This window comes from Geothrix limicola, from assembly GCF_030268085.1.
Lineage (GTDB): Bacteria > Acidobacteriota > Holophagae > Holophagales > Holophagaceae > Geothrix > Geothrix limicola.
On record NZ_BSDE01000003.1, the window covers coordinates 50,540 to 69,800 of the forward strand.

The 19,261-nt window shown below is 67.5% G+C and carries 15 protein-coding genes and 1 tRNA gene; 5 read left to right on the forward strand and 11 right to left on the reverse strand.

What is annotated here, in order from left to right; all coding sequences use genetic code 11:
* The first annotated feature begins 9 nt into the window (after positions 1–9).
* The 3 genes from QSJ34_RS08155 to cobB are packed head-to-tail and all read left to right on the forward strand — an operon-like array spanning position 10 to position 2,990.
* Entirely contained in the window at positions 10–651 is a 642-nt protein-coding gene (locus tag QSJ34_RS08155; protein ID WP_285573711.1) for a hypothetical protein, read from the forward strand.
* Positions 651–2,282 carry an alkaline phosphatase family protein gene (locus tag QSJ34_RS08160; RefSeq protein WP_285573714.1) on the forward strand — a complete coding sequence of 544 codons (1,632 nt, stop codon included), beginning with the start codon at positions 651–653 and terminating at the stop codon, positions 2,280–2,282. Before QSJ34_RS08155 ends, QSJ34_RS08160 begins: the two co-directional genes overlap by 1 nt.
* A gap of 6 nt (positions 2,283–2,288) precedes the next feature.
* On the forward strand, positions 2,289–2,990 hold the full coding sequence (gene cobB, locus QSJ34_RS08165; RefSeq protein WP_285573717.1) for a Sir2 family NAD+-dependent deacetylase: 702 nt from the start codon (positions 2,289–2,291) through the stop codon (positions 2,988–2,990).
* On the opposite strand, the gene QSJ34_RS08170 is transcribed toward cobB, so the two are convergent.
* The 5 genes from QSJ34_RS08170 to QSJ34_RS08190 form a co-directional block, all read right to left on the reverse strand.
* Positions 2,987–3,979 carry a phosphotransferase gene (locus QSJ34_RS08170; protein WP_285573719.1) on the reverse strand — a complete coding sequence of 331 codons (993 nt, stop codon included), beginning with the start codon at positions 3,977–3,979 and terminating at the stop codon, positions 2,987–2,989. The two genes, cobB and QSJ34_RS08170, sit on opposite strands and share 4 nt — an antisense overlap.
* Before the next feature lie 54 nt (positions 3,980–4,033).
* Complete coding sequence (locus QSJ34_RS08175; protein WP_285573722.1) at positions 4,034–4,864, reverse strand: NTP transferase domain-containing protein; 831 nt, start codon at positions 4,862–4,864, stop codon at positions 4,034–4,036.
* Complete coding sequence (locus QSJ34_RS08180; protein WP_285573725.1) at positions 4,857–6,176, reverse strand: hemolysin family protein; 1,320 nt, start codon at positions 6,174–6,176, stop codon at positions 4,857–4,859. The genes QSJ34_RS08175 and QSJ34_RS08180 overlap by 8 nt, the downstream gene beginning before the upstream one ends.
* A gap of 5 nt (positions 6,177–6,181) precedes the next feature.
* The gene (locus tag QSJ34_RS08185; RefSeq protein ID WP_285573727.1) at positions 6,182–7,972 is read right to left on the reverse strand and encodes a hypothetical protein; all 1,791 of its coding nucleotides are present in this window, start codon (positions 7,970–7,972) and stop codon (positions 6,182–6,184) included.
* A gap of 104 nt (positions 7,973–8,076) precedes the next feature.
* The gene (locus tag QSJ34_RS08190; protein WP_285573730.1) at positions 8,077–9,576 is read right to left on the reverse strand and encodes a trypsin-like peptidase domain-containing protein; all 1,500 of its coding nucleotides are present in this window, start codon (positions 9,574–9,576) and stop codon (positions 8,077–8,079) included.
* Between the two features lie 110 nt (positions 9,577–9,686).
* On the opposite strand from QSJ34_RS08190, the gene QSJ34_RS08195 reads away from it, so the two are divergent.
* A tRNA-His gene (locus QSJ34_RS08195) sits at positions 9,687–9,763 on the forward strand.
* 280 nt (positions 9,764–10,043) lie between these two features.
* Here QSJ34_RS08195 and galE read toward each other — a convergent pair.
* From galE to QSJ34_RS08225, 6 genes are all read right to left on the reverse strand, one after another.
* On the reverse strand, positions 10,044–11,030 hold the full coding sequence (gene galE / locus QSJ34_RS08200) for a UDP-glucose 4-epimerase GalE (protein ID WP_285573731.1): 987 nt from the start codon (positions 11,028–11,030) through the stop codon (positions 10,044–10,046).
* 37 nt (positions 11,031–11,067) lie between these two features.
* Positions 11,068–13,269 carry an alpha-galactosidase gene (locus QSJ34_RS08205; RefSeq protein WP_285573733.1) on the reverse strand — a complete coding sequence of 734 codons (2,202 nt, stop codon included), beginning with the start codon at positions 13,267–13,269 and terminating at the stop codon, positions 11,068–11,070.
* Positions 13,266–14,303, reverse strand: coding sequence for a UDP-glucose--hexose-1-phosphate uridylyltransferase (locus QSJ34_RS08210; protein WP_285573737.1), 1,038 nt, complete (start codon positions 14,301–14,303; stop codon positions 13,266–13,268). Before QSJ34_RS08210 ends, QSJ34_RS08205 begins: the two co-directional genes overlap by 4 nt.
* Positions 14,304–14,313: 10 nt before the next feature.
* The gene (locus QSJ34_RS08215; protein WP_285573740.1) at positions 14,314–14,520 is read right to left on the reverse strand and encodes a hypothetical protein; all 207 of its coding nucleotides are present in this window, start codon (positions 14,518–14,520) and stop codon (positions 14,314–14,316) included.
* A 10-nt stretch (positions 14,521–14,530) separates the two neighbouring features.
* Complete coding sequence (locus tag QSJ34_RS08220) at positions 14,531–16,273, reverse strand: sodium:solute symporter family protein (RefSeq protein ID WP_285573743.1); 1,743 nt, start codon at positions 16,271–16,273, stop codon at positions 14,531–14,533.
* A 102-nt stretch (positions 16,274–16,375) separates the two neighbouring features.
* Positions 16,376–18,127: an amylo-alpha-1,6-glucosidase gene (locus QSJ34_RS08225; protein WP_285573746.1), complete on the reverse strand. Its 1,752-nt coding sequence runs from the start codon at positions 18,125–18,127 to the stop codon at positions 16,376–16,378.
* Between the two features lie 408 nt (positions 18,128–18,535).
* Between QSJ34_RS08225 and QSJ34_RS08230 the strand changes: the two genes are divergently transcribed.
* Complete coding sequence (locus QSJ34_RS08230) at positions 18,536–19,261, forward strand: hypothetical protein (RefSeq protein ID WP_285573749.1); 726 nt, start codon at positions 18,536–18,538, stop codon at positions 19,259–19,261.

Sequence of the window (19,261 nt, forward strand, 5' to 3'; positions counted from 1 at the left end):
GGAGCTCGCATGCGCCTTCCCCTCCTCGCGATCTGCCTCGCCAGCTTGCCCCTCTGCGCCCAGTGGGACCTGCGCCTGGAGCTGCCCCGGCCCACGGGCCAGAGCCTGCCCCAGACCCTCCTCAGTGGCAGCGGCCAGCTCGTCGCCGGCAGCTTCGACACCGGCAAGGGCTTCATCGCCACGGCCAACCGCCAGATCTTTCAGATCGGCCCCCTCTTGAAGCTGGAGGGCGGGCTCGAATACTCACAGTTCACCGCCGACGGCAACCTCGCCAAGGGCACGGGCTCCCAGGGCACCACCCTCAAGCAGCAGGGCGCCGGCGTGGATCTCAACGCCCAGGTCTGGGTGCCCTTCGTGGGCATCGCCGGCGAGATCGGCCTCATCCAGCGCTTCCAGCGCTACACCGTCGACACCGAAGGCGCCTCCAGCGCCAAGGACCTGAGCCGCACCTGGCTGCGCGTCGGCGCGCGGTGGCGCGTGCCCTCCGTGATCGTGCACCCCTACGTGGTGGCCAGCTACCAGCAGCCCGTCACCAAGGATCGCCCCGTGAAACTCGGCAGCGTATCGGATCTGGCCGCCTACTTCACGGCCCAGGGCAACGGCCAGGAATTCGAACGCCTCTGGACCTTCGGTGTGGGCGTGAGCTTCTGATGCGCCGCGCCGCGCTCCTCCCCCTGCTGCTCGTCCCGGCCCTCGTCGCCGCGCCTCCGCCGCACAGACCGAAGCTCGTCGTCGTCATTTCGGTCGATCAGTTCTCCGCTGCCCTGATGCAGACCTACGGTCCCGAACTGCACGGCGGCCTCGCGCGGCTCAGAAAGGAAGGCGTCTTCTTCAGCGAGGCCTATCACGATCACGGCTTCACGGAGACCGGCCCGGGCCATTCCGTGCTGCTCTCGGGACGCTTCCCCGCCCACACGGGCATCGTCGAAAACGTGTGGATGGATCGGGCCCTCGGCCATCGCGTCTACTGCGTGGAGGATCCCGCCGCCAAGGCCCTGCATGCGCCGGAACAGGCCAGCGCCTCCAACCTGCGCTTCCTGGGCGACGCCCTCGGCGACTGGCTGCAAGCCCAGGTGCCCGGCAGCCGCGTCTTCGCCGTCTCGGGGAAGGATCGCGCCGCCATCCTCATGGCCGGTCGCAAACCCACGGGCGCCTTCTGGTTCACGGGCTCCGCGGGCTTCACCAGCTCCACGGTCTACGGCACGCGCCTGCCCCAGTGGCTCGTCCGCTACGACCAGGAGCTTTCCGATCGCATCGCCACCGACAACTGGCTCTGGTCGAAGGATCCCGCGACACCCGAAGGCCGGAAGGCCGAGTGGACCTACGGCGCCCAGACCATGCGCAACGGCGCCCTGCCCCGGCTCATCCAGGGCGCGGGCATGCCCGTCGACAAGGGCTTCGAGGTCCGCTTCCGCAAGTCGCCCTTCCTCGACGCCGTGACGCTGGAGGCTGCCGAAGCCCTGCTGGACGGCGAGAAGCTGGGCCAGGGCCCGGGTACGGACCTGCTGGCCCTCAGCTTCTCGGCCACCGACTACATCGGCCACAGCTACGGCAGCCTCGGCACCGAGATGCGCGACCAGATGCACCGCCTGGACCAGGTGCTGGGCCGCCTGCTGGCGCGGCTGGACCGAGAGTATCCCGGCGCCTGGGTGGTGCTGAGCGCCGACCACGGCGGCCTCGATGTGCCCGAAGCCCTGGCCGACCAGGGCTTCCCCGCCCGCCGCCTGCTGGCGGAGCCCTTCATGGGCGCCCTGCAAGCGGACCTGCGCGCGGCCTTCAAGGCCGATCACGACCTGGTGCTGCCCAGCACCGAACCCAATTCCCTCTACCTCGACGAAACGGTGGTGAAGGCCATGGGCTTGGACCGCCGCGCGGTGCTGGCCCACCTGCAGGCCTGGCTGCGGGCGCGCCCCGAAGTGGCGGATGCCTTCACCTCCGAAGAACTTCAGGCCACCGATCCGACCGTCCAGGGCAGCCCCCGCGACAGCAGCCTGCGCGCCCTGCTCCGCCGCAGCTTCCACCCCGACCGCAGCGGCGACATCCTCATCGCCGTGAAACCCCTCGTCGTCATTGGCACGCCGCCCACGGACTATCCCGCCAATCACGGCACGCCCAACGGCTACGACCGCCGCGTGCCCCTCATCTTCTGGGGGCCCTGGAAGGCCGCCGAACGCCGCGAGCCCGTGCGCACTGTGGACCTCGCCCCCACCCTCGCCCACGAACTGGGCCTCCGGCCCGGCGCCGTGGATGGGAAGGCGCTGGACCTCGGCCCGCGGAAGTAGCCCCAGATGCACACACGGGATGCCCGCCTCGTGATCCTCACGGGAGCGGGCATTTCCGCGGAAAGCGGGCTGCGCACCTTCCGTGGCGCCGACGGTCTGTGGGAGAACCACCGGGTGCAGGACGTGGCGACGCCCGAGGCGTTTCATCGCGATCCCGACCTGGTCTACCGCTTCTACAATGAGCGGCGGCGCGGCCTGAAGGCGGTTCAGCCCAATGCCGCCCACCTGGCCCTCGCCCGCCTGGAGCGCGCCTGGAAGGGGGACTTCCTCCTCGTCACGCAGAACGTGGACGACCTCCACGACCGCGCGGGCTCGCAGCGCCTGCTGCACATGCACGGCGAACTGCTCCGGGCCCGCTGCCTGGCCTGCCATGGGGTACAGCCGTGGACGGGCGATCTGGGCGCGGCGGATCGATGTCCCGCCTGCGACCGCGGCCCCCTGCGCCCGCACATCGTGTGGTTCGGCGAGCTCCCCCTGGAGATGCCCCGCATCTACGAGGCCCTGGACCGCTGCGACCTCTTCCTGTCCATCGGCACCAGCGGCCACGTCTACCCGGCGGCGGGCTTCGTGGAGGCCGTCGGTCCCGGTGCCCGCACCGTCGAACTCAACCTCGAACCCAGCCTCGTGGCCAGCGCCTTCCAGGAGGCCCGCACGGGCCGGGCCACCGACCTGGTGCCCGCCTTCGTGGAAGACCTGCTGGGCGGCTAGGTCTCCAGCCCCTTCAGCAGCCGGTCTTCCGCCAGGCGCAGCATGTGTTCGCTGGCCAGGACGCCGTCCTGGTGGTTCAGGCGCTGGAAATGGCCCCGCAGATGGCGCAGGGTGCGGGGCACGGCCGAAGCGAAGTGGGCCTTCTTCCGGTGCACGAGCTGATGGCCGAAGGTGCCCAGGGCCTTGAGGCTGCGCTGCAGGGCGCTGAGGTTCAACTCCTCCATCAGGGCCTCGTGGTTCCAGCCCAGCTCGTCCTGCAGGGGGGCGACGAGGACGCGTCCCGCCTCCTTCGACCAGTCCCAGTAGGCGTCGTAGAGCAGGCTGGCCAGGTCGTAGGTGGCCGCGCCCCGGCGGGCATCCTGGAAGTCGATGGCCACGAGGCGGTCGCCGTGCACCATCAGGTTGCGCACGTGGAAATCGCGGTGAACGAAGAAGTGCGCCCGCGTCTCCAGGCTGGCGTGGACCTCTTCCATCATGCGGTCCAGCCAGCGAGGCGGATCCTTCTGCAGGAAATCGTGGAAGAAATTGATGCGGCAGTACTCCCATTCGAATTCGAACTTGGCCTGGTCGAAGGCCCGGCTCATGAAGAAGGTGTGGCTGGGCGCGCCCAGGGTCAGAGGGCCCGCCAGGGTGGTCAGCAGCCAGCCCGCGCGCTGGGCCCAGGCCAGCTCCTCTTCGGGGTGCTCCACGAGGCGGCGCTCCAGCGTGGTGTCACCCAAATCTTCCACGAGCAGGCAGCGGTCCGCATCGTCGCTCTGGAGGATGGTGGGCACCCTCAGCAGCGGATCCAGGTAGGCCTGGAGGGCGCGGAACTCGAAGTAGCTGTCGTCGGTCTTTTCGGGCGTGTCCAGCGGGTGCAGCACCACCAGGGCCGTGCCCAGCTGGGGGTGGTTCACGCGGACGTACTGGCGCGTGCCCGCGTCCCCCATGAGTGGGCGGGGTTCCGACAGCTGCCAGCGATCGAGCGCGCGTTGAAGGCGTGGGTCCATCCGAACAGGGTACTCCTGGAGGGAATGTCGGCCACGGATGAACACAGAAAACCCCTAGAGCCCCAGGCGCACCTGGCGGCCCCGCGCCTCGAACCAGAGGGCGTCGGCATCGGTGATGGCCGCGGGCGGACGTGCTCCGGGTCCCAGCACGCAGCGGCCGAGACGGCCCGCGGGCACCGCGCTGGGATGCACGTAGCAGCCCGGAAGGTGCCCCTCCTGTTCAGGCGCCAGCTCGGCGGCGGTCTGGATGAGCGCCTGCGGACTGCCCACCTCGCGCCAGGGGAAGGGTTCCACCACCACGCCCAGGTGGAGGGCCAGCCGCGGGCGCAGATCGTTCACTTCACTGGGCCCCTGGGGCAGGAGGGCCAGGGCCTCGGGCGACCAGGCGGCGGCTCCCGTGAAATGGAAGGGCCCCTTAGGCCCGGCCACGCCCTTGGGCAGCACACGGTCCGCCTCGTCCAGCCACACCGGGTTCCAGTCCCCGCCCGGATGGGGTATGAGCAGCCAGCTCAGCGTCGCCGCCGCGGCCCGGTGGGCTTCCCGCAGGCGGGCGAAGGGCACGGCTTCGGCCCACACATCGGCATTCCAGGTCAGCAGCTCCGAGGCCACGCGGCCCTGGGCGTGCCGCAGGCCGCCCGCGCTGCCCAGCAGCTCCGGTTCCTCGAAGACCTCCAGCCCATGGGCCACGCCGCGGAGAAGGTCCGTGTGCAGGTGGGCGTTGCATCCGAGGTGGCGCAGCCCGGCTCCGCGCAGGGCCTCGGCTCCCCATTGGAGGAGGGGTCTTCCCCTCAGCGTCCAGGCGGGCTTGGGCAGGCACTGGCTGAGGGCCCCCATGCGCAGCCCCAGGCCCGCCGCGAGCAGGAAGCCCTCCAGCGGCTCAGTCATGGGCAGGCTCGTTGACGTGCTCCGGAGGCAGCGGCTTGAGCAGGAACTGGCCCGGCGCCAGGCCCCGCATGGACAGCACGCGCACGCGCCAGCCCTCGAGGCGCAGCTCGTCGCCGGGCCGCAGGACCCGGCCCAGCTGCTCCTGGAAGAAGCCTCCGAGGCTGACGGAGCCGGCCACGGTCTCCAGGTTCAGCCCCAGGTGATCCGCCAGCTGCTCCAACAGGACGTTCCCCTGGGCCAGCCAGGCGCCGCTGCGGGTGCGCCGGAGCTGGATCGCCTCCCGGTCGAACTCGTCCTGGATCTCGCCCACCAGCTCTTCCAGCACGTCCTCCAGGGTCACCAGTCCGTCGACGCCGCCGTGCTCGTTCACCACCAGCGCGAGGTGCTGCTTTCGAAGCTGGAAGTCCATCAGGAGTCCCTGGATGGGCTTCATCTCCGGCACGAAGAAGGCGGGCCGCGCCAGGTCGCGCAGATCCACCGCGCCGTTCAGATCCTGCATGGCCCACAGCAGCTCTTTCAGGTGGATGATGCCGACCACGCGATCGAGGTCGCCTTCCACCAGGGGGATGCGCGTGTGGGGCGTGCTGCGGGCCAGGGCCAGGTTGTCCGCGAGGCTGCGGGTCAGGTCGAAGCAGACCACCTGGGCCCGGGGCACGGAGATCTCCTTCACCATGCGGCGGCTGAAATCGAAGAGGTTCTCGATGAGCTCCTTCCGGTCGAGCTCGAGGTGCCCCTCGGCCTGGCTGCGCTCCAGCATCCGCCGGAACTCGGCCTCCGAGGGCAGCAGGTCCTCCGCGTCCGCCTCGGGCTGCACGCGAAGCAGCCACAGCACGCCGTGGCTGAGTTTGGTGAGGCCCCAGGTGAGCGGCCGCACCAGCCGCGACCAGGCCAGCAGGGGCGCCGCGGTGCGCAGGGCCCAGGGAAGCGCCGAGCGGATGGCGAGGCTGCGGGGCACCAGTTCGGCCAGCACGACGTGAAGCGTGGTCATCAGCAGCAGGGCCAGACCCGTGCTGAAGGGCAGCACGAGGCGGGGCCAGGGCAGATGGCCGAAGAGGGTGAGGAAGGCGTGGCTGAACAGCCCCTCGCCCACGGCGCCCAGGGCCAGGGCGCAGAGCACGATGCCCGCCTGGATGGCCGAGAGGTGGTGGGAGAGGCCGCGGTGGACCTCCAGGGCGCGCTGGGCGCGGGCGTCCTCTTCCGCCAACGCTTCCAGCTGGGTCGCGCGCACGCGCACCGCCGCGAATTCGGCCATGACGAAAAAGGCGCTGGCGAAGATGAGGGCGGCGCAGATCAGGGCCGCGGCGAGGGTCACAGCGATCAGCCCCTGGTCAGGTCCGAGCCGCGCCGGGCCTTGTCCTGGATGTCCTGGAACAGGCCGTCGAGGTTCTGCAGGCGCTCCCGGTGCTCGGCGAGCTGGCCGAGGATGGCGGCCTTCTCGCGGTCCAGCGCCACATAGGCCTCCTGCTGCTGATCGAGGGCCTGGTTCATGCGGGCGATCTCGGCCTCCTTCTGGTCCAGGCCGTTCATCAGTTCGAGCCGTTCCCCCTCGTGCAGGATCCGGGCCTCATCCAGCTCCTGGCAGGTTCCCCCCAGGCGGATCGTGAGCATGCCGATCTCCTCCTGGTGCTTGTGGATGGCCTCCTGGCGCTCCGTCAGCAACTGGTCGCGTTCGAGCACCTGGGCCTGGCTGGCCTCCAGGGCCGCCTCCACCTCCTGCAGGCGGGTCCCCAGTTCGGCCAGATCCCGGCCCTGGCCGCGCATGGTCGCTTCCAGCCCCGCGATCTCCATCTGGTAGACGTGGGCCTTCTCCTTGTAGCCCGTCACCTCCAGCAGCGCCGCCTGATGCACGCCTTCGAGCGCAGCGTGCTGCGCCACGAGGCCTTCGAGGGTGGCGTTCAGCTGGCCCTGCGCAATCTGGGATTCCTCCAGCTCCCGCCCGAGGGCGGCGATGGCCTCCTCCTTGGCGTTCGACAGGGCTTCCATCTCCAGGGCCTTGTCGGCCAGGGCGAGGTCCATCTCCTGCTGCTTGGCGGCCAGGGCCGCTTCCATCTCATGGATCTTCGACGCCAGGGCCGTCTCGAGTTCCTGGGCCTTGGCGCGGAAGGGCTCCAGATCGAGGTTCTCGTGCAGGAGACGGTCGCGTTCCTTGAGCAGTTCGATGGCCCGCTGGGACTTCTCCCCCACCTGGTGGTTGAGGGTCTCCACCTGGTGGATCAGGTCCGTGCGCTCGCCGAGCGCCTCCTTCAACTGGGCCTTGAGCGTCTCGGCGCTTTCCCCCTCGCGGCCGCGGCTGTCTTCGAGGGCCCGCAGGGCCGCCTCGGTTTCCGCCAGGCGCGCCTTCAGCGCTTCGGATTCACGGTTGCTCCGTTCCAGCTCGTCCAGATTCAGGGTCACCGAATTCAGCTGGCGCTGGACCTGCTGCGCATCGGCCTCGGCCTGCTGGATGCGCTGGTCCGCCGCCGCGAGGCGCTGATCCTTGGCGCGGAGCTCCTCGTGCAGCGCGGCGACCTGCTCTTCCAGCAGCTTGACGTGGCGCGAATCCGGGGGCACTTCGCCCCTGGCATCCAGATGGGTGGTCTGCACCGGCGAGGTGGGACGCACTCCGAAGACGGGCGTCGAATCCGGATTGGCGGCGGGGCTTTCCAGCACGTTCTTGAGGCCGTCCAGCCAGTCGTCGCCCAGCTCGGTGTCCACCAGCTCGCCGAAGGGGTTGTCCGGATCCAGCGTGCGGCTCGGCACCAGGGGCGTCAGGGCCGCCACCAGGGCGCTGGGCGCGATGGGCTTGTGGAGGTAGAGGTCGGCCTTGCTCTTGCCCTGGTTCAGATTCTGGTGGCGCCGGTACTCCTCTTCCGTCGCCTTGGCGCTGATGAGCGCGATCTTCACGCCATCGAGCTTCGGGTTCTTCCGGATGGAGGAGCACAGCGCGTAGCCCTTGTTGTCGGCCACCTCCACGCAGATGAACACGGCGGCGTAGGCTCCACCCTCCAGGCGCGCCAGCACGCCATCCGGCGAGGACGCCACCTCGAGATCGAAGGCCGCCTCAAGACTGACTTGGTGCTCTTTGAGGAAGCTCCGGTCGCTGTCCACAAGCAGGAGGCGTTGGCCCATGGTCGATCCTTAGGCTTTGGTTGAACCCCCAAGTCTAGCGGAATGAACGAAGCCCCGGGGAATCCGGGGCTTCACTCCGATCAACTTGGCGGTGGCTTCGACCCTCAGCGGGGCGAAATGGCCAGGGTGACTTCCTGGTTCCCGTTGGGGGTCTGGATGAAGAGCAGCAGGGTGCGGCCCCCGGCCCTCTTCACCTGGGCGTTGAATTCCGCCACATTGTTCACGGCCTGCCGGCCCACCGCCGTGATGATCATGCCCGGGGCCAGCCCGCGGTCGGCGGCGGGGGAGCGGGGGTCCACCGTGGTCACCACCACGCCCTTGATGCGATTCTTGGGATCGGCGGATTCCACCTTGAAGCCGTAGGTCTTCTCCAGGTTCAGGCTCTTGGCATCGTCCGGGGACTTCGGCGAGGCCTCGTCCTCGGACTCCTCACCGGATTCCCGGCGGCGCTGGTCCTCGATGGCCTTCCGGTCGCCGAGGGTGACGTTCAGGCTGATCGCCTTGCCGTCGCGCAGGAGGCTCAGCTTGATGGTCTCGCCCGCCCGGCGGCTGGAGACGGCGGCCACCAGTTCATCCTGGCTGTTGACGGCCTGGCCGTCCACCGCCGTGATCACGTCCAGGCGCTGCACGCCGGCCTTGTCGGCGGCCTGCCCCTTTTCGACCGTGCTCACCACCACACCCTGCTTGGCGCCGAGGGCGTCCTGGTAGGCCTGGTCCAGGTCCATGGGCCGCACGCCCAGGTAGCCGCGGCTCACGGGCTTGCCGCTGCGCAGGTCCTTGAGGATGCGGTTCACCATGCTGATGGGCACCGCGAAGCCGATGTTCTGGCCCGCAGGATTGATGGCGGTGTTGATGCCGATCACCTCGCCCTTGAGGTTCAGCAGCGGCCCGCCGGAATTGCCGCGGTTGATGGCGGCGTCCGTCTGCAGGTACGAGCTCACGCCCGCATCGAGCTTGCGGCCCCGGGCGCTGAGGATGCCCTGGGTGACCGTGTGCTCCAGACCCAGGGGGTTGCCGATGGCCACCACCCATTCGCCGATGCGCAGGGCGTCCGAATCGCCGAGCTTGGCGTAAGGCAGATGGGCCGCGTCGATCTTGATGAGGGCGATGTCCAGCTCCTTGTCCTTGCCCAGTACCGTCGCCTTGTAGGACTTCCCGTCGCTGACCTTCACTTCCAGGGCATTGTCCGATCCGCCCATGCTGGCGATCACGTGGTAGTTCGTGAGGATCTCGCCCTGGGGGCTGATGATCACGCCCGAACCGCCGGAGACGGCCCGCTGCTCGTCCTCACCACCGCGGGGGCTGCGCCGCTGCTGGGGCCCGCCGGGGCCGAAGAAGAAATCAAAGAAATCCTGGCCTCCGACCTGGGGGTGCTCGAACCGGTTCTTCACGAAACTGGTGTTGGTGATGGCCACCACCGTGGGGTTGAGCTTCTCGGCCACTTCCGCGATGGGCGGCAGGTGGTCCATCCCCCTCGCCTCCACCGTCACGGGTTTTTCTTCCTGAGCCGAAGCCACCCAACCGTGGCTGAGGCCCATGCCCAAGGCCATGCACCCGGCCGCAAAGGCCGACAAGCCCAGAACCTGCTTTACCTGACGCTTCATGACATCCCTCACTTGGCCGGGGTCCCGGCGTAATCTTTCGATGACCGCAGTCCCCCGAAGGTTCCCGCTGGCCTTTCCAGGGCGACCAGGATAATCTGAGTGGTCCAACGGCGGCTGTAGTTCAGTTGGTTAGAGCACTGGATTGTGATTCCAGTTGTCGCCGGTTCGAGTCCGGTCAGCCGCCCCAAACGAAAGGCCCCCCATTCGGGGGGCTTTTCGTTTGGGGTTACCCGAGGGCTCGAATCGGCGGAGGCTCCGCCTCCCTGAGCCGTCAGGCGGAGGGGACCGCGGAGACAGCGCGGGGCGCTGTCGGGAGCGGGACCGGCAGATGGCGAAGCCAGACGCAGTTCGAGTCCCCGCCCCCCTCCTCAAAAAATGGGAGCCCCCAAATGGAGGCTCCCATCCAATCCTTCCATCCCCAACCAGCGGAAGGCCCCCGGATCGGGGCCTTCCGCAACGGGTCCCCCCTAGGCCCCGTACCCCACAGGATGTTGCCGACGCCAGTTCCAGGTGCTCTGGACGATGGATTCCAGGCTCGGGTAGCGGGGCTCCCAGCCCAGTTCCTGGCGGATCTTGTCGCTGGAGGCCACCAGCACGGCCGGATCTCCGGCCCGGCGCGGCTCGACCTCCACGGGAATGGGATGGCCCGTGATCCGGCGGGCCACGTCGATGACCTGGCGGACCGAATAGCCCTGGCCATTGCCCAGGTTGTAGATGAGCGGCGTGCCCTTGCCCAGGGCCCGCAGGGCCAGCAGGTGGGCGGCGGCCAGGTCCTCCACGTGGATGTAGTCGCGGATGCAGGTGCCGTCCGGGGTCGGGTAGTCCGTGCCGAAGAGCTTGATGGCGTCCCGCCGTCCCGCCGCCACGTCGAGGATCAGCGGGATGAGGTGGGTTTCGGGATGGTGGTCCTCGCCCAACCGCTCGGAGCAGCCCGAGGCGTTGAAGTAGCGCAGGGCCGCGTAGTCCAGGCCCCGCAGCCGGTGCATCCAGTCCAGGGCGCCTTCCACCAGCAGCTTGGCGTAGCCATAGGCATTGGTGGGTGACTGGGGGTGCTTTTCATCGATGGGCGTGTACAGGGGCTCGCCGTAGGTCGCTGCCGTGGAGCTGAAGACGAACTGCTTCACCCCGGCGCGCATCATCGCATCCAGCAGCACCATGGGGCGGGCCGTGTTGTTCACGAAGAAGCGCCCCGGTTCGCGCATGGATTCGCCCGCCTCGATGTAGGCGGCGAAGTGGAGCACGGCGTCGACGGGCCGCTCGGCGAAGATCATGTCCAGCAGCACCGGATCCCCGCAGTCGCCCTGGACGAAGGCGGCCTCGGGATGAACGGCGGCGCGATGACCCTTCTCCAGGCTGTCCAGGACCGTGACGGCATAGCCCTCGCGGATGAGGAGGTCCACCGTGTGGCTGCCGATGAAGCCGGCTCCGCCGGTGACGAGGACGTGCGCGGTCATGAAGGCTCCTGGCATGCGGAAATCGAAGAGAAGATCATCATCCCTGCACCTTCACCAGTTCGAACACGGCGGAATCGTATTCATGGTTGAGGTCGACGGGGAGGCCCATCTCCAGAAGGGTCCGACCCGAGAAGGTCCGGCCCTCCCACGCGCTGTGGCGCCGCTTGGGCAGCCCGTTCAGCTCGCGGATCGTATAGGTGGCTTCGGGATCCAGACCCTGCAGGCGCAGGCTGTTCAGCTCCTGTCCCACGAGGTGTCGGAGGCTGTAGCTGAACACGACGGCCCGCCCCCGGTCCTCCGCGACATACATGAGGGCCGCGAAGGGCCCATCGAAGGGTGAGAGCAGGCGATAGAGGTCCCCCTGCTGCACCACGGGCCGGATGCCCTTGTAGACATCCACCGCGGATTTCGAAAAAGCCAGATCCTCGGCACTCATCTTGGCGGGATCCAGTTCGAAGCCCAGGCGTCCTGTCATGGCCACATCGAAACGGAACTTGAGGGGCACGGTGCGACCCGTCGTGTGATTGGGCACCACCGTCACATGGGAAGCCATGGCATTGGCCGGATAGACGTGGCTGGCGCTCCACTGGATGAAGAGCCGCTGGAGGGCGTCCGTGTTGTCGCTGGTCCAGAACTCGTGGGCATAGGCCAGGTTGCCGTAGTCCATACGCCCCCCGCCCGAAGCGCAGTCCTTGAAGAGCACCGCCGGGTGCTTGGCCTGGATGCGGCCCAAAACCGAATAGAGCCCACGGGTGTACTCCACCCAGATGTGGCTCTGGTCCTGGGGTCCCAGGAAGGTCGATCCCACATTCAGGAAGTCCGCGTTCGCGTCCCACTTGATGTACGAGATGCCCGGATGCTCCGTCAGCAGCTTGTCCATGAAGCCCACGATGAAGTCCTGCACCTTGGGGTTGGACAGGTCCAGCACCACCTGGGTGCCGCCCCGCCCCTTGTTGAGGGGCCGCCCTGCTGTCTGCAGGATCCAGTCGGGATGGTCCTTCACCAGCTGGCTTTCGGTGTTGGCCATCTCCGGTTCCACCCAGAGCCCGAACTTCAGGCCGCGGGATTCCGCCTCCTTGGCCAGGTAGGAGAGGCCGTGCGGCAGCTTGGTCGCGTTCACCTGCCAGTCGCCCAGGCCCCGTTTGTCGTCGTCGCGGGCAAAGGCGCCGTTGCCGAACCAGCCGTCGTCCACCACGAACATTTCTCCGCCCATGGTCTTCACGCCATCCATCATCTTGAGGAGCCGCGCCTCGTCGAAGGTGAAGTAGGCGCCCTCCCAGCTGTTGAGGAGAATGGGGCGCAGTTTGTCGCCGTCGCGAAGGCCCACCTTGCGAGCCCACCGGTGGAGGTTACGGCTGGCCTGACCCTTGCCCTGGGCGCTGAAGGTGAAGAGGAAATGGGGCGTTTCGAAAGGGGTGCGCGGCTTCAGATGGTAGCTGAGGTTCGCGGCGTTGAGGCCCGCCTCCAGGGACATCAGTCCATCGACATCCCGCCGCAGGCTGATGTGCCAGGCCCCGCTCCAGGCCAGGGCACCGGCGATCACGCGACCCGTGGTTTCAGCGGCCGGACCGTCCAGCGAGAGCAGGAAGGAGGGGTTGGTGCCGAAGGCGCCCCGCACCCCGGCGCGGTTTTCCAGGGTCAGGCTCCGCTCCGTGCCGAGGGCCGTTCCTGAACGCCGGCCTTCTGAGGCCCAGGAGGAGGGGAACGAGGTCACCCACGCCGTTTCGGGCATGTGGTCGAAGAGCATGGCCGCCGAATCCGCCCGGTGCAGGGTGAGGGGGCGTCCCTCCTCGTGGCGGATCCGCGTCCAGGTATCGAAGGTGTCCGAATCCTGGTGGGCGCGGATGAACACGCTGAGGTAGAAGGGGTGCGTCCGGTCCTTGAATTCCAGGGTCGTGAGGATGGAACCCGTGGCTTCCTGCACCTGGCTGCTGCCGGTGCAGGCCAGATCCAGGGTCGGATCCCCGTTGTCGTGGGTGACGGCGAGTCCGCCGAAGGCGTTCTGATCCCCGTAGGCCGCATGAAAGGCTTCTCCGCCCGCGGGCAGGGCGCACAGGTCCGCGTCCGCGAGGCGGGGGCCGAAGTAGCGCAGCCGCACCTGCTGGTCCTGCTGCAGGAAGAGGGTCGTATGGGCCGTGTGCAGGATGAGGGGACGCGGTGCCTCCGCGCGCAGCGCCAGCACGGCGAGCCCGATGGCGAGGCCGCAGGTCAGGTTCCGGTGAAGGCCGGAGCGCCTCATCGGGCGGCCTTGTAGTGAATCTCCGGCATCTCGCGCAGGCGCGCGGCGGCGACCTCGGGCGTGATGTCGCGGCCGGGCATGCCGAGCATTTCGAAACCGACCATGAACTTGCGCACCTTGGCGCTGCGCAGCAGGGGCGGATAGAAGTGCATGTGCAGGATCCACTCCGGGTGGGCATCCCCGTCGAAGGGCGCCTGGTGGAAACCCATGCTGTAGGGGAAGCTCGTGTCGAACAGGTTGTCGTAGCGCGTCGTGAGCCGCTTGATCAGGTCCGCGAGCAGCAGCCGGTCCCGGGCATCAAGATCCAGCAGCGTGCGCAGCGGCCGGCGGGGGAGCACGAGGGTCTCGAAGGGCCAGGCGGCCCAGAAGGGCACCAGGGCCACGAAGCCTTCGTTCTCGACGACGATGCGCTCGCCCGCCTTCAATTCTTCGGCGAGGAGGTCCATCAGGAGCGGGTGGCCCGCCTTGGCGAAATGGGCCCGCTGATGGTGGAGTTCCTTCAGGGATTCGTTGGGCAGATGTTCGGTCGCCCAGATCTGGCTGTGGGGATGGGGGTTGGAACAGCCCATCAGCTCGCCCTTGTTTTCGAAGACCTGCACGCACACGATGTCTTCCCGGGCGCTCAGGGCGCGGGTCTCCGAGGTCCAGGCGTCCAGGACCGCCTCCAGCTCGGGCAGGCTCATCTCGGGCAGGCTGAGGTCATGGCGCGGGGAAAAGCAGAGCACGCGGCATTCCCCGCTTTCGGGCTCGGCCACCAGGAGGCTTTTCCTGGAAGGGACCTTGCTCCCGGATTCCTTGGGCGTGAGCGCGGCGAAATCGTTGCCGAACACGAAGGTGCCCGTGTAGGCCGGGTTCTGATGCCCTCCGGCGCGGGCGTTGCCCGGGCAGAGATAGCAGGCCGGATCGTAGGCGGGCCGATCCTCTCCGGCTTCCCGTTCGACCTTGCCCTGCCAGGGCCGTTGGGTCCGGTGCGGACTCACAAGGACGTACTCGCCGGTCAGCGGGTTCAGGCGGCGATGGGAGCGGTCGAACATCGAGGGTTCCTTATTTCATTTCCGCGCGACGGGCGCGCAGGGCGAACCCGAGCATGACCGCCCCGAAGACGAGGATGAGTGCGCCGCACCACAGGTTCATGTTGAGGCCCAGGGATTTCCGGTAGAGCTCGGCGGGCGTGAGCAGGCCGAAGACACTCAGCAGCACGCCGAGGATGGAGAACAACAAACCGATGGGAAGGCGCAGGTCGAAGTTCATGGCGTTCCCCTCAGGCGAAAAGGATGTTTAGGACGAGGGCCACGAGAAGGATCAGGGCCCCCAGGTAGAGCGGCCGCTTGTACCAGGGCAGGTGCCCTTCGGCGTGCCGCTCGGTGAGGCTGTATACGAGGCCGCGCAGCTCCTCGTCGCTCTTCGTGCGGCGGGTCGCGAGGCTGATCAGAATCGTGACGATGAAGCAGGTGCTCCAGGACCAGATGGCCGTCCAGAAGTTCTGCGCCATTTCGCTCGGGTAGACGTGCAGCACATGGCCGATCCAGCCGCCCTTGAAGAGGCTTTCGGCGCCGATGGGCACGGTCAGTCCGTGGTGGAGCGCCGCCGCCGCCGTGCCCGAAAGCAGGCCGAAGAAGGCGCCGTGGCCCGTCGTCCGCTTCCAGAACATGCCCAGCAGGAAGGTCGCGAAGAGCGGCGCGTTCACGAACGCGAAGATCAGCTGCAGCATGTCCATGATGTTGTTGAAGTGCACCGCCATGTAGGCCGTGAGGATCGACAGCAGGATGCCGCCCACCGTCGCCATGCGGCCCATCCAGAGGTAGTGGCTGTCGCTCTTATCTTTCGCGATGTGGCTCTGGTAGATGTCGTAGGTCCACACCGTGTTGAAGGCCGTCACGTTGCCCGCCATGCCGCTCATGAAGCTGGCCATCAGCGCCGTCAGGCCCAGGCCCAGCAGGCCCGTGGGGAAGTAGTGCTTGAGCATGAGCGGGATCGTCATGTCGTAGTCGTAGGACGCGCCCTTCACCGGCAGCGCGAAGCCCGTCTGGCCGCTCTTGTAGGTGAGGCCGATGGCGATCATGCCCGGCAGGATGACGAGGAAGGGGAAAAGCATCTTGGGCACGGCGGCGATGAGCGGCACCTTGCGCGCGGCCGTTTCGTTCTCGGCCACCATGGCCCGCTGCACGACGAGGAAGTCCGTGCACCAGTAGCCGAAGGAGAGCACAAAGCCCAGACCCATGGCCATGCCGAACCACTCGACGCCCATGGGATTGGCACCCGGCGTGCCCATGTGCCGCCAGGTGCTCACCCAAGCGCCGCCCGCGTAGGCCTGGCCCTGTAGATTGTGGCTGCTGCCCGCGACGAGGTTGAGGCGCTGCACGAGGCCCGTCCAACCGCCGCAGTCCTTCAGGCCCAGGAAGACGAGGGGCGCAAATCCCAGCACGATGAGGAAGAACTGCATCACCTCGTTGTAGATGGCCGAGGTCAGGCCGCCGAGGAAGATGTAGGCCAGCACGATGGCGGCGCTGATCCAGAGAGAGACGTTGAAGTTCCAACCCAGGAGCAGGTTCAACAGCTTGGCCATGGCGTACATCGAGATGCCGCTGGAAAAGACGGTCATGATGGCGAAGCTGAAGGCGTTGAAGGTGCGCGTCTTCTCGTCGTAGCGCAGCTTCAGGTATTCCGGCACGCTGCGGGCCTTGGAGCCGTAGTAGAAGGGCATCATGAAGACGCCGACGAAGACCATGGCCGGCACGGCGCCCACCCAGTAGAAGTGGGCGGTCATCATGCCGTATTTCGCGCCCGAGGCCGCCATGCCCATGACCTCCTGCGCACCCAGGTTCGCGCTCAGGAAGGCCAGGCCCGCGATCCAGGCGGGGATGGCCCGGCCCGACAGGAAGAAGTCCGTGGAGCTCTTCATGCCGCGCTTGAGCACCACGCCGATGCCGACGACGAAGGAGAAATACAGGACGAGGATGGTCCAGTCGATGGGGCCAAGCTGGATGCTCGGGATGCCGCTCATGGGCCTCTCCAGGTCGATGGGCAAGGGCCCGAGTGGATGATAGGGCGCCCGGCCCTGATATCCCAGAAGCCCGCCGGTCAATTTTGTAAGGAATCAGGTCACCTATTTTTCGACCTTCGGAGCCTGGAGGTACTCATGCATCAGGAGGAGATCCACCGCCGAGGTCCAGGCAAAGCCGCGACAACGAAGGCCTTTCCCAGACAGCGAGTCGTAGTTTTCATAGTGTCCACCAGCCAGAGCCACCGTGTCACAGAAACGTCGAGCGATTTCACGTGAGAGATCCGGTCGGCCTCCCCGACGCAATCCGTCCACTAGCAGGTAGGTCGTCGGCGCCCAGATCGGCCCCAGCCAGTAGCCATCGGGTTGGTAGTGGGAACTCATGGGATCCTCGGTGGCCGGGCCATAGGGCGTGAGGAACCGCTGCTCCAGTTCCTCGGCCATCCGGTTGAACACGGCCTTGTCCAGATGCTCCCCCAGCACCAGGGGTATCAGGTTGAGCAGGGAGGTCGGTTCGGCCTCCACAGCCTCTGTGCCCACTTTGCGCACGACGAAGTGACGGCCATTCCAGAAGCGCGCCATGAGCCGCTTGAGATGGGCCTCGGCGCGGCACTCCCATTCGGCCGCCTCGGCGGGGCGGTCCAACCCCCGAGCCACCCGCGCGAGGGCCTTCATCTGCAGCACCAGGTAAGCCTGCAGGTCCGGAGACTGGTAGGCGGCCTTGGGATCCCCGAGGACGCTCGCGTTGTCCCACCCGCTTTCCCATCCCGAATGCTCGCCGGCGTAGGCGGGGATGCCGTCGTGGTTCAGGTCGCGATGGGCGAACCAGAATTCGGTCCACTTCTTCAGCGGCGGATAGACCCGCTCCAGCTGCGCCTTCGTGAAGGGGTGCCAGTCCATCAGCTTCATCAGGGCCCAGCCGTGGATGGGCGGCTTGGTCACGCCGCGGTACATGAAGTCGGGCGCGGTTTCATCGGGTAGCTGGCCGTTGACGTCGGCATTGAGAAAGGGCAGGAGGAACTGCTCCAGGCCCGCCTCTAGATCCGTGCGCCCCAGGGCCAGGGCCGGGAAGCAGTGGTCCCAGGGCCAGACCGCGTTCATGTCCACCTTGGCCACCAGGACGGCTTCCGTGGGGAAGTTCGTATCGGGCGGCGCGTAGAGGCTCCAGAGGTTCCACCAGGCGGCCTCGGCCATGGCACGACGCTCCGGCGGGACGCTCGGCAGCTTCGTACGGAAAGCCTCCCAGGAGGCCTCGATGGCCGCGAGATCCTTCGCGGGCTCCGGATGCAGCCACTCGGTTTCCGCGCCCTGATGCATGCGCAGGGCCACGCGCAGTCGTCCCTCAGTGGCCCTTAGGCGCCAGCCCTTCTCCTGGCGTTCGGCACGCCCCTGCAGCATCTGGACATCCAGTGTCCAACCCTCTGCTTCCATGGAGAAGCGCCGCACGGGGTCTTCTTTCGAAGCACCGAGGTTCAATCCCGTCTTCACACCCGCGAGGTCCACGTCCATGTCCCACCCATCGATCACGGCATCGCAGCGCCCCAGCAGGTAGACCTGGGCATGGGGCGCGACGCGGCCGCCCGCGCTGACCTGGATGTGGCTTGCCGTGGCTGTGAGGGCCAGGGGGCGGAGCTTGCCGTTCACGAGAAAGGTCAGGTCCAGCCAGGAGCCCTTCTCCTCCAGCATGCGGCTGAACACGTAGCGGAGGGTGGCGGGCTTGTCCGTCGGATACAGCGCGATCCAGGAGTCCCGGCGGCTGAAGAAGGTGTGGCGCAGGTCCACGGGAAACGCGGCGCGGAGACCCATCACGCAAAGCAGGACCACCAGGCAGGTTCGAAAGAAGGCCGATCTCCGCATGAAAACTCCGAAGGAAATGCCGGTGCGCCGCTTCGCCCCACCTCGATGATGAACACGCGGCGCCCGCGGCGATACGGCCTGACCTAAACCCTTCCAAGATTGACCGGCAGCCTCCTGTCCCGCCCCAGCGCCCCGCCTTATTCTCTCTCTGACCATCCACCCGCCCATTCATTCGACTCCCCAAACGAAAACCAACATTCCCGTTTTTCTTCTCCGTTCACCTTCAGCTTCTATACCGAGCCCCACCCACCCCCACATCCACCCAACACAGGGCGGCCCTCCGAGAGGGCACCCCTTCCTGGACCTCTCCGCCTCGACGCGGGGCTGCCCGGGTTTTGCCTCCATGCCCCCAGGAGTCTCATGCGATCCCCCTCCTCCCCTCCCAACCCCCTTTTCCAAGGTGGCCTCATGATTCGTTCCACCCTTCTCGTGGCCCTCGCGGCCGGCCTCGTCGGCCTCCCGGCTCGATCAGCCGAGACGCCCTTCCAGATGGGCTTGGCCCTGCGCACGGGCTACAGCCTGAGCACGCAGGACCACCTCAATCCGAGCCTGTTCGGCCTGGGTCTGTCCGGCGACTACGCGCTCAGCAGCACCCAGACCCTCCGGGGTGAGCTGGCCTACTTCTACGAGGCCGGGCGCACGTACCGCACCGACTTCCTGCCCGCCGCGCCGGGCCAGGCCCAGCCCGATCCCACCAAGTCCGCCGACGTCCGCAAGAACAAGCTGGAAGGCCTGACGCTGCGCCTCAGCGGCATCCAGGCCCTGTCCTCCGGATGGTCGATGCAGGGCGGCCTGCAGATCGGCAACAGCCGCTTCACGCAGGAGTACATCGGCAACACCATCGACGCGAACCGGCTGTATCAGGACACCTACAACGGCGTGCCCGTGAAGTCCGCCCTGAAGCTGAGCCCCTTCGCCGGGCTGCAGTACGACATCGACCGCGACGGCGCGGTGGAACTGAACCTCATCGGGCTTTCCTACACGGCCATCGAGTTCCAGCACACGCCCGGCGCACCCCTGGTGTCCGGCGATCTCACCCGGCCCGGTTCCCACCTCGTCTACGCCGGAGACCACCTGGAGGAGCGCTCCCGGATGCGCCTGGCCGTCGAGTTCAGCTACCGCTTCCGCTTCTGA

Excerpts from the sequence above, each read along its gene's own strand:
- QSJ34_RS08215 (WP_285573740.1), bottom strand. The coding sequence starts at position 14,520 with ATGAACTTCGACCTGCGCCTTCCCATCGGTTTGTTGTTCTCCATCCTC.
- QSJ34_RS08155 (WP_285573711.1), top strand. The coding sequence starts at position 10 with ATGCGCCTTCCCCTCCTCGCGATCTGCCTCGCCAGCTTGCCCCTCTGC.
- cobB (WP_285573717.1), top strand. The coding sequence starts at position 2,289 with ATGCACACACGGGATGCCCGCCTCGTGATCCTCACGGGAGCGGGCATT.
- QSJ34_RS08175 (WP_285573722.1), bottom strand. The coding sequence starts at position 4,864 with ATGACTGAGCCGCTGGAGGGCTTCCTGCTCGCGGCGGGCCTGGGGCTG.
- QSJ34_RS08225 (WP_285573746.1), bottom strand. The coding sequence starts at position 18,127 with ATGCGGAGATCGGCCTTCTTTCGAACCTGCCTGGTGGTCCTGCTTTGC.
- QSJ34_RS08205 (WP_285573733.1), bottom strand. The coding sequence starts at position 13,269 with ATGAGGCGCTCCGGCCTTCACCGGAACCTGACCTGCGGCCTCGCCATC.
- QSJ34_RS08160 (WP_285573714.1), top strand. The coding sequence starts at position 651 with ATGCGCCGCGCCGCGCTCCTCCCCCTGCTGCTCGTCCCGGCCCTCGTC.
- QSJ34_RS08210 (WP_285573737.1), bottom strand. The coding sequence starts at position 14,303 with ATGTTCGACCGCTCCCATCGCCGCCTGAACCCGCTGACCGGCGAGTAC.
- QSJ34_RS08190 (WP_285573730.1), bottom strand. The coding sequence starts at position 9,576 with ATGAAGCGTCAGGTAAAGCAGGTTCTGGGCTTGTCGGCCTTTGCGGCC.
- galE (WP_285573731.1), bottom strand. The coding sequence starts at position 11,030 with ATGACCGCGCACGTCCTCGTCACCGGCGGAGCCGGCTTCATCGGCAGC.
- QSJ34_RS08185 (WP_285573727.1), bottom strand. The coding sequence starts at position 7,972 with ATGGGCCAACGCCTCCTGCTTGTGGACAGCGACCGGAGCTTCCTCAAA.
- QSJ34_RS08220 (WP_285573743.1), bottom strand. The coding sequence starts at position 16,273 with ATGAGCGGCATCCCGAGCATCCAGCTTGGCCCCATCGACTGGACCATC.
- QSJ34_RS08170 (WP_285573719.1), bottom strand. The coding sequence starts at position 3,979 with ATGGACCCACGCCTTCAACGCGCGCTCGATCGCTGGCAGCTGTCGGAA.
- QSJ34_RS08230 (WP_285573749.1), top strand. The coding sequence starts at position 18,536 with ATGATTCGTTCCACCCTTCTCGTGGCCCTCGCGGCCGGCCTCGTCGGC.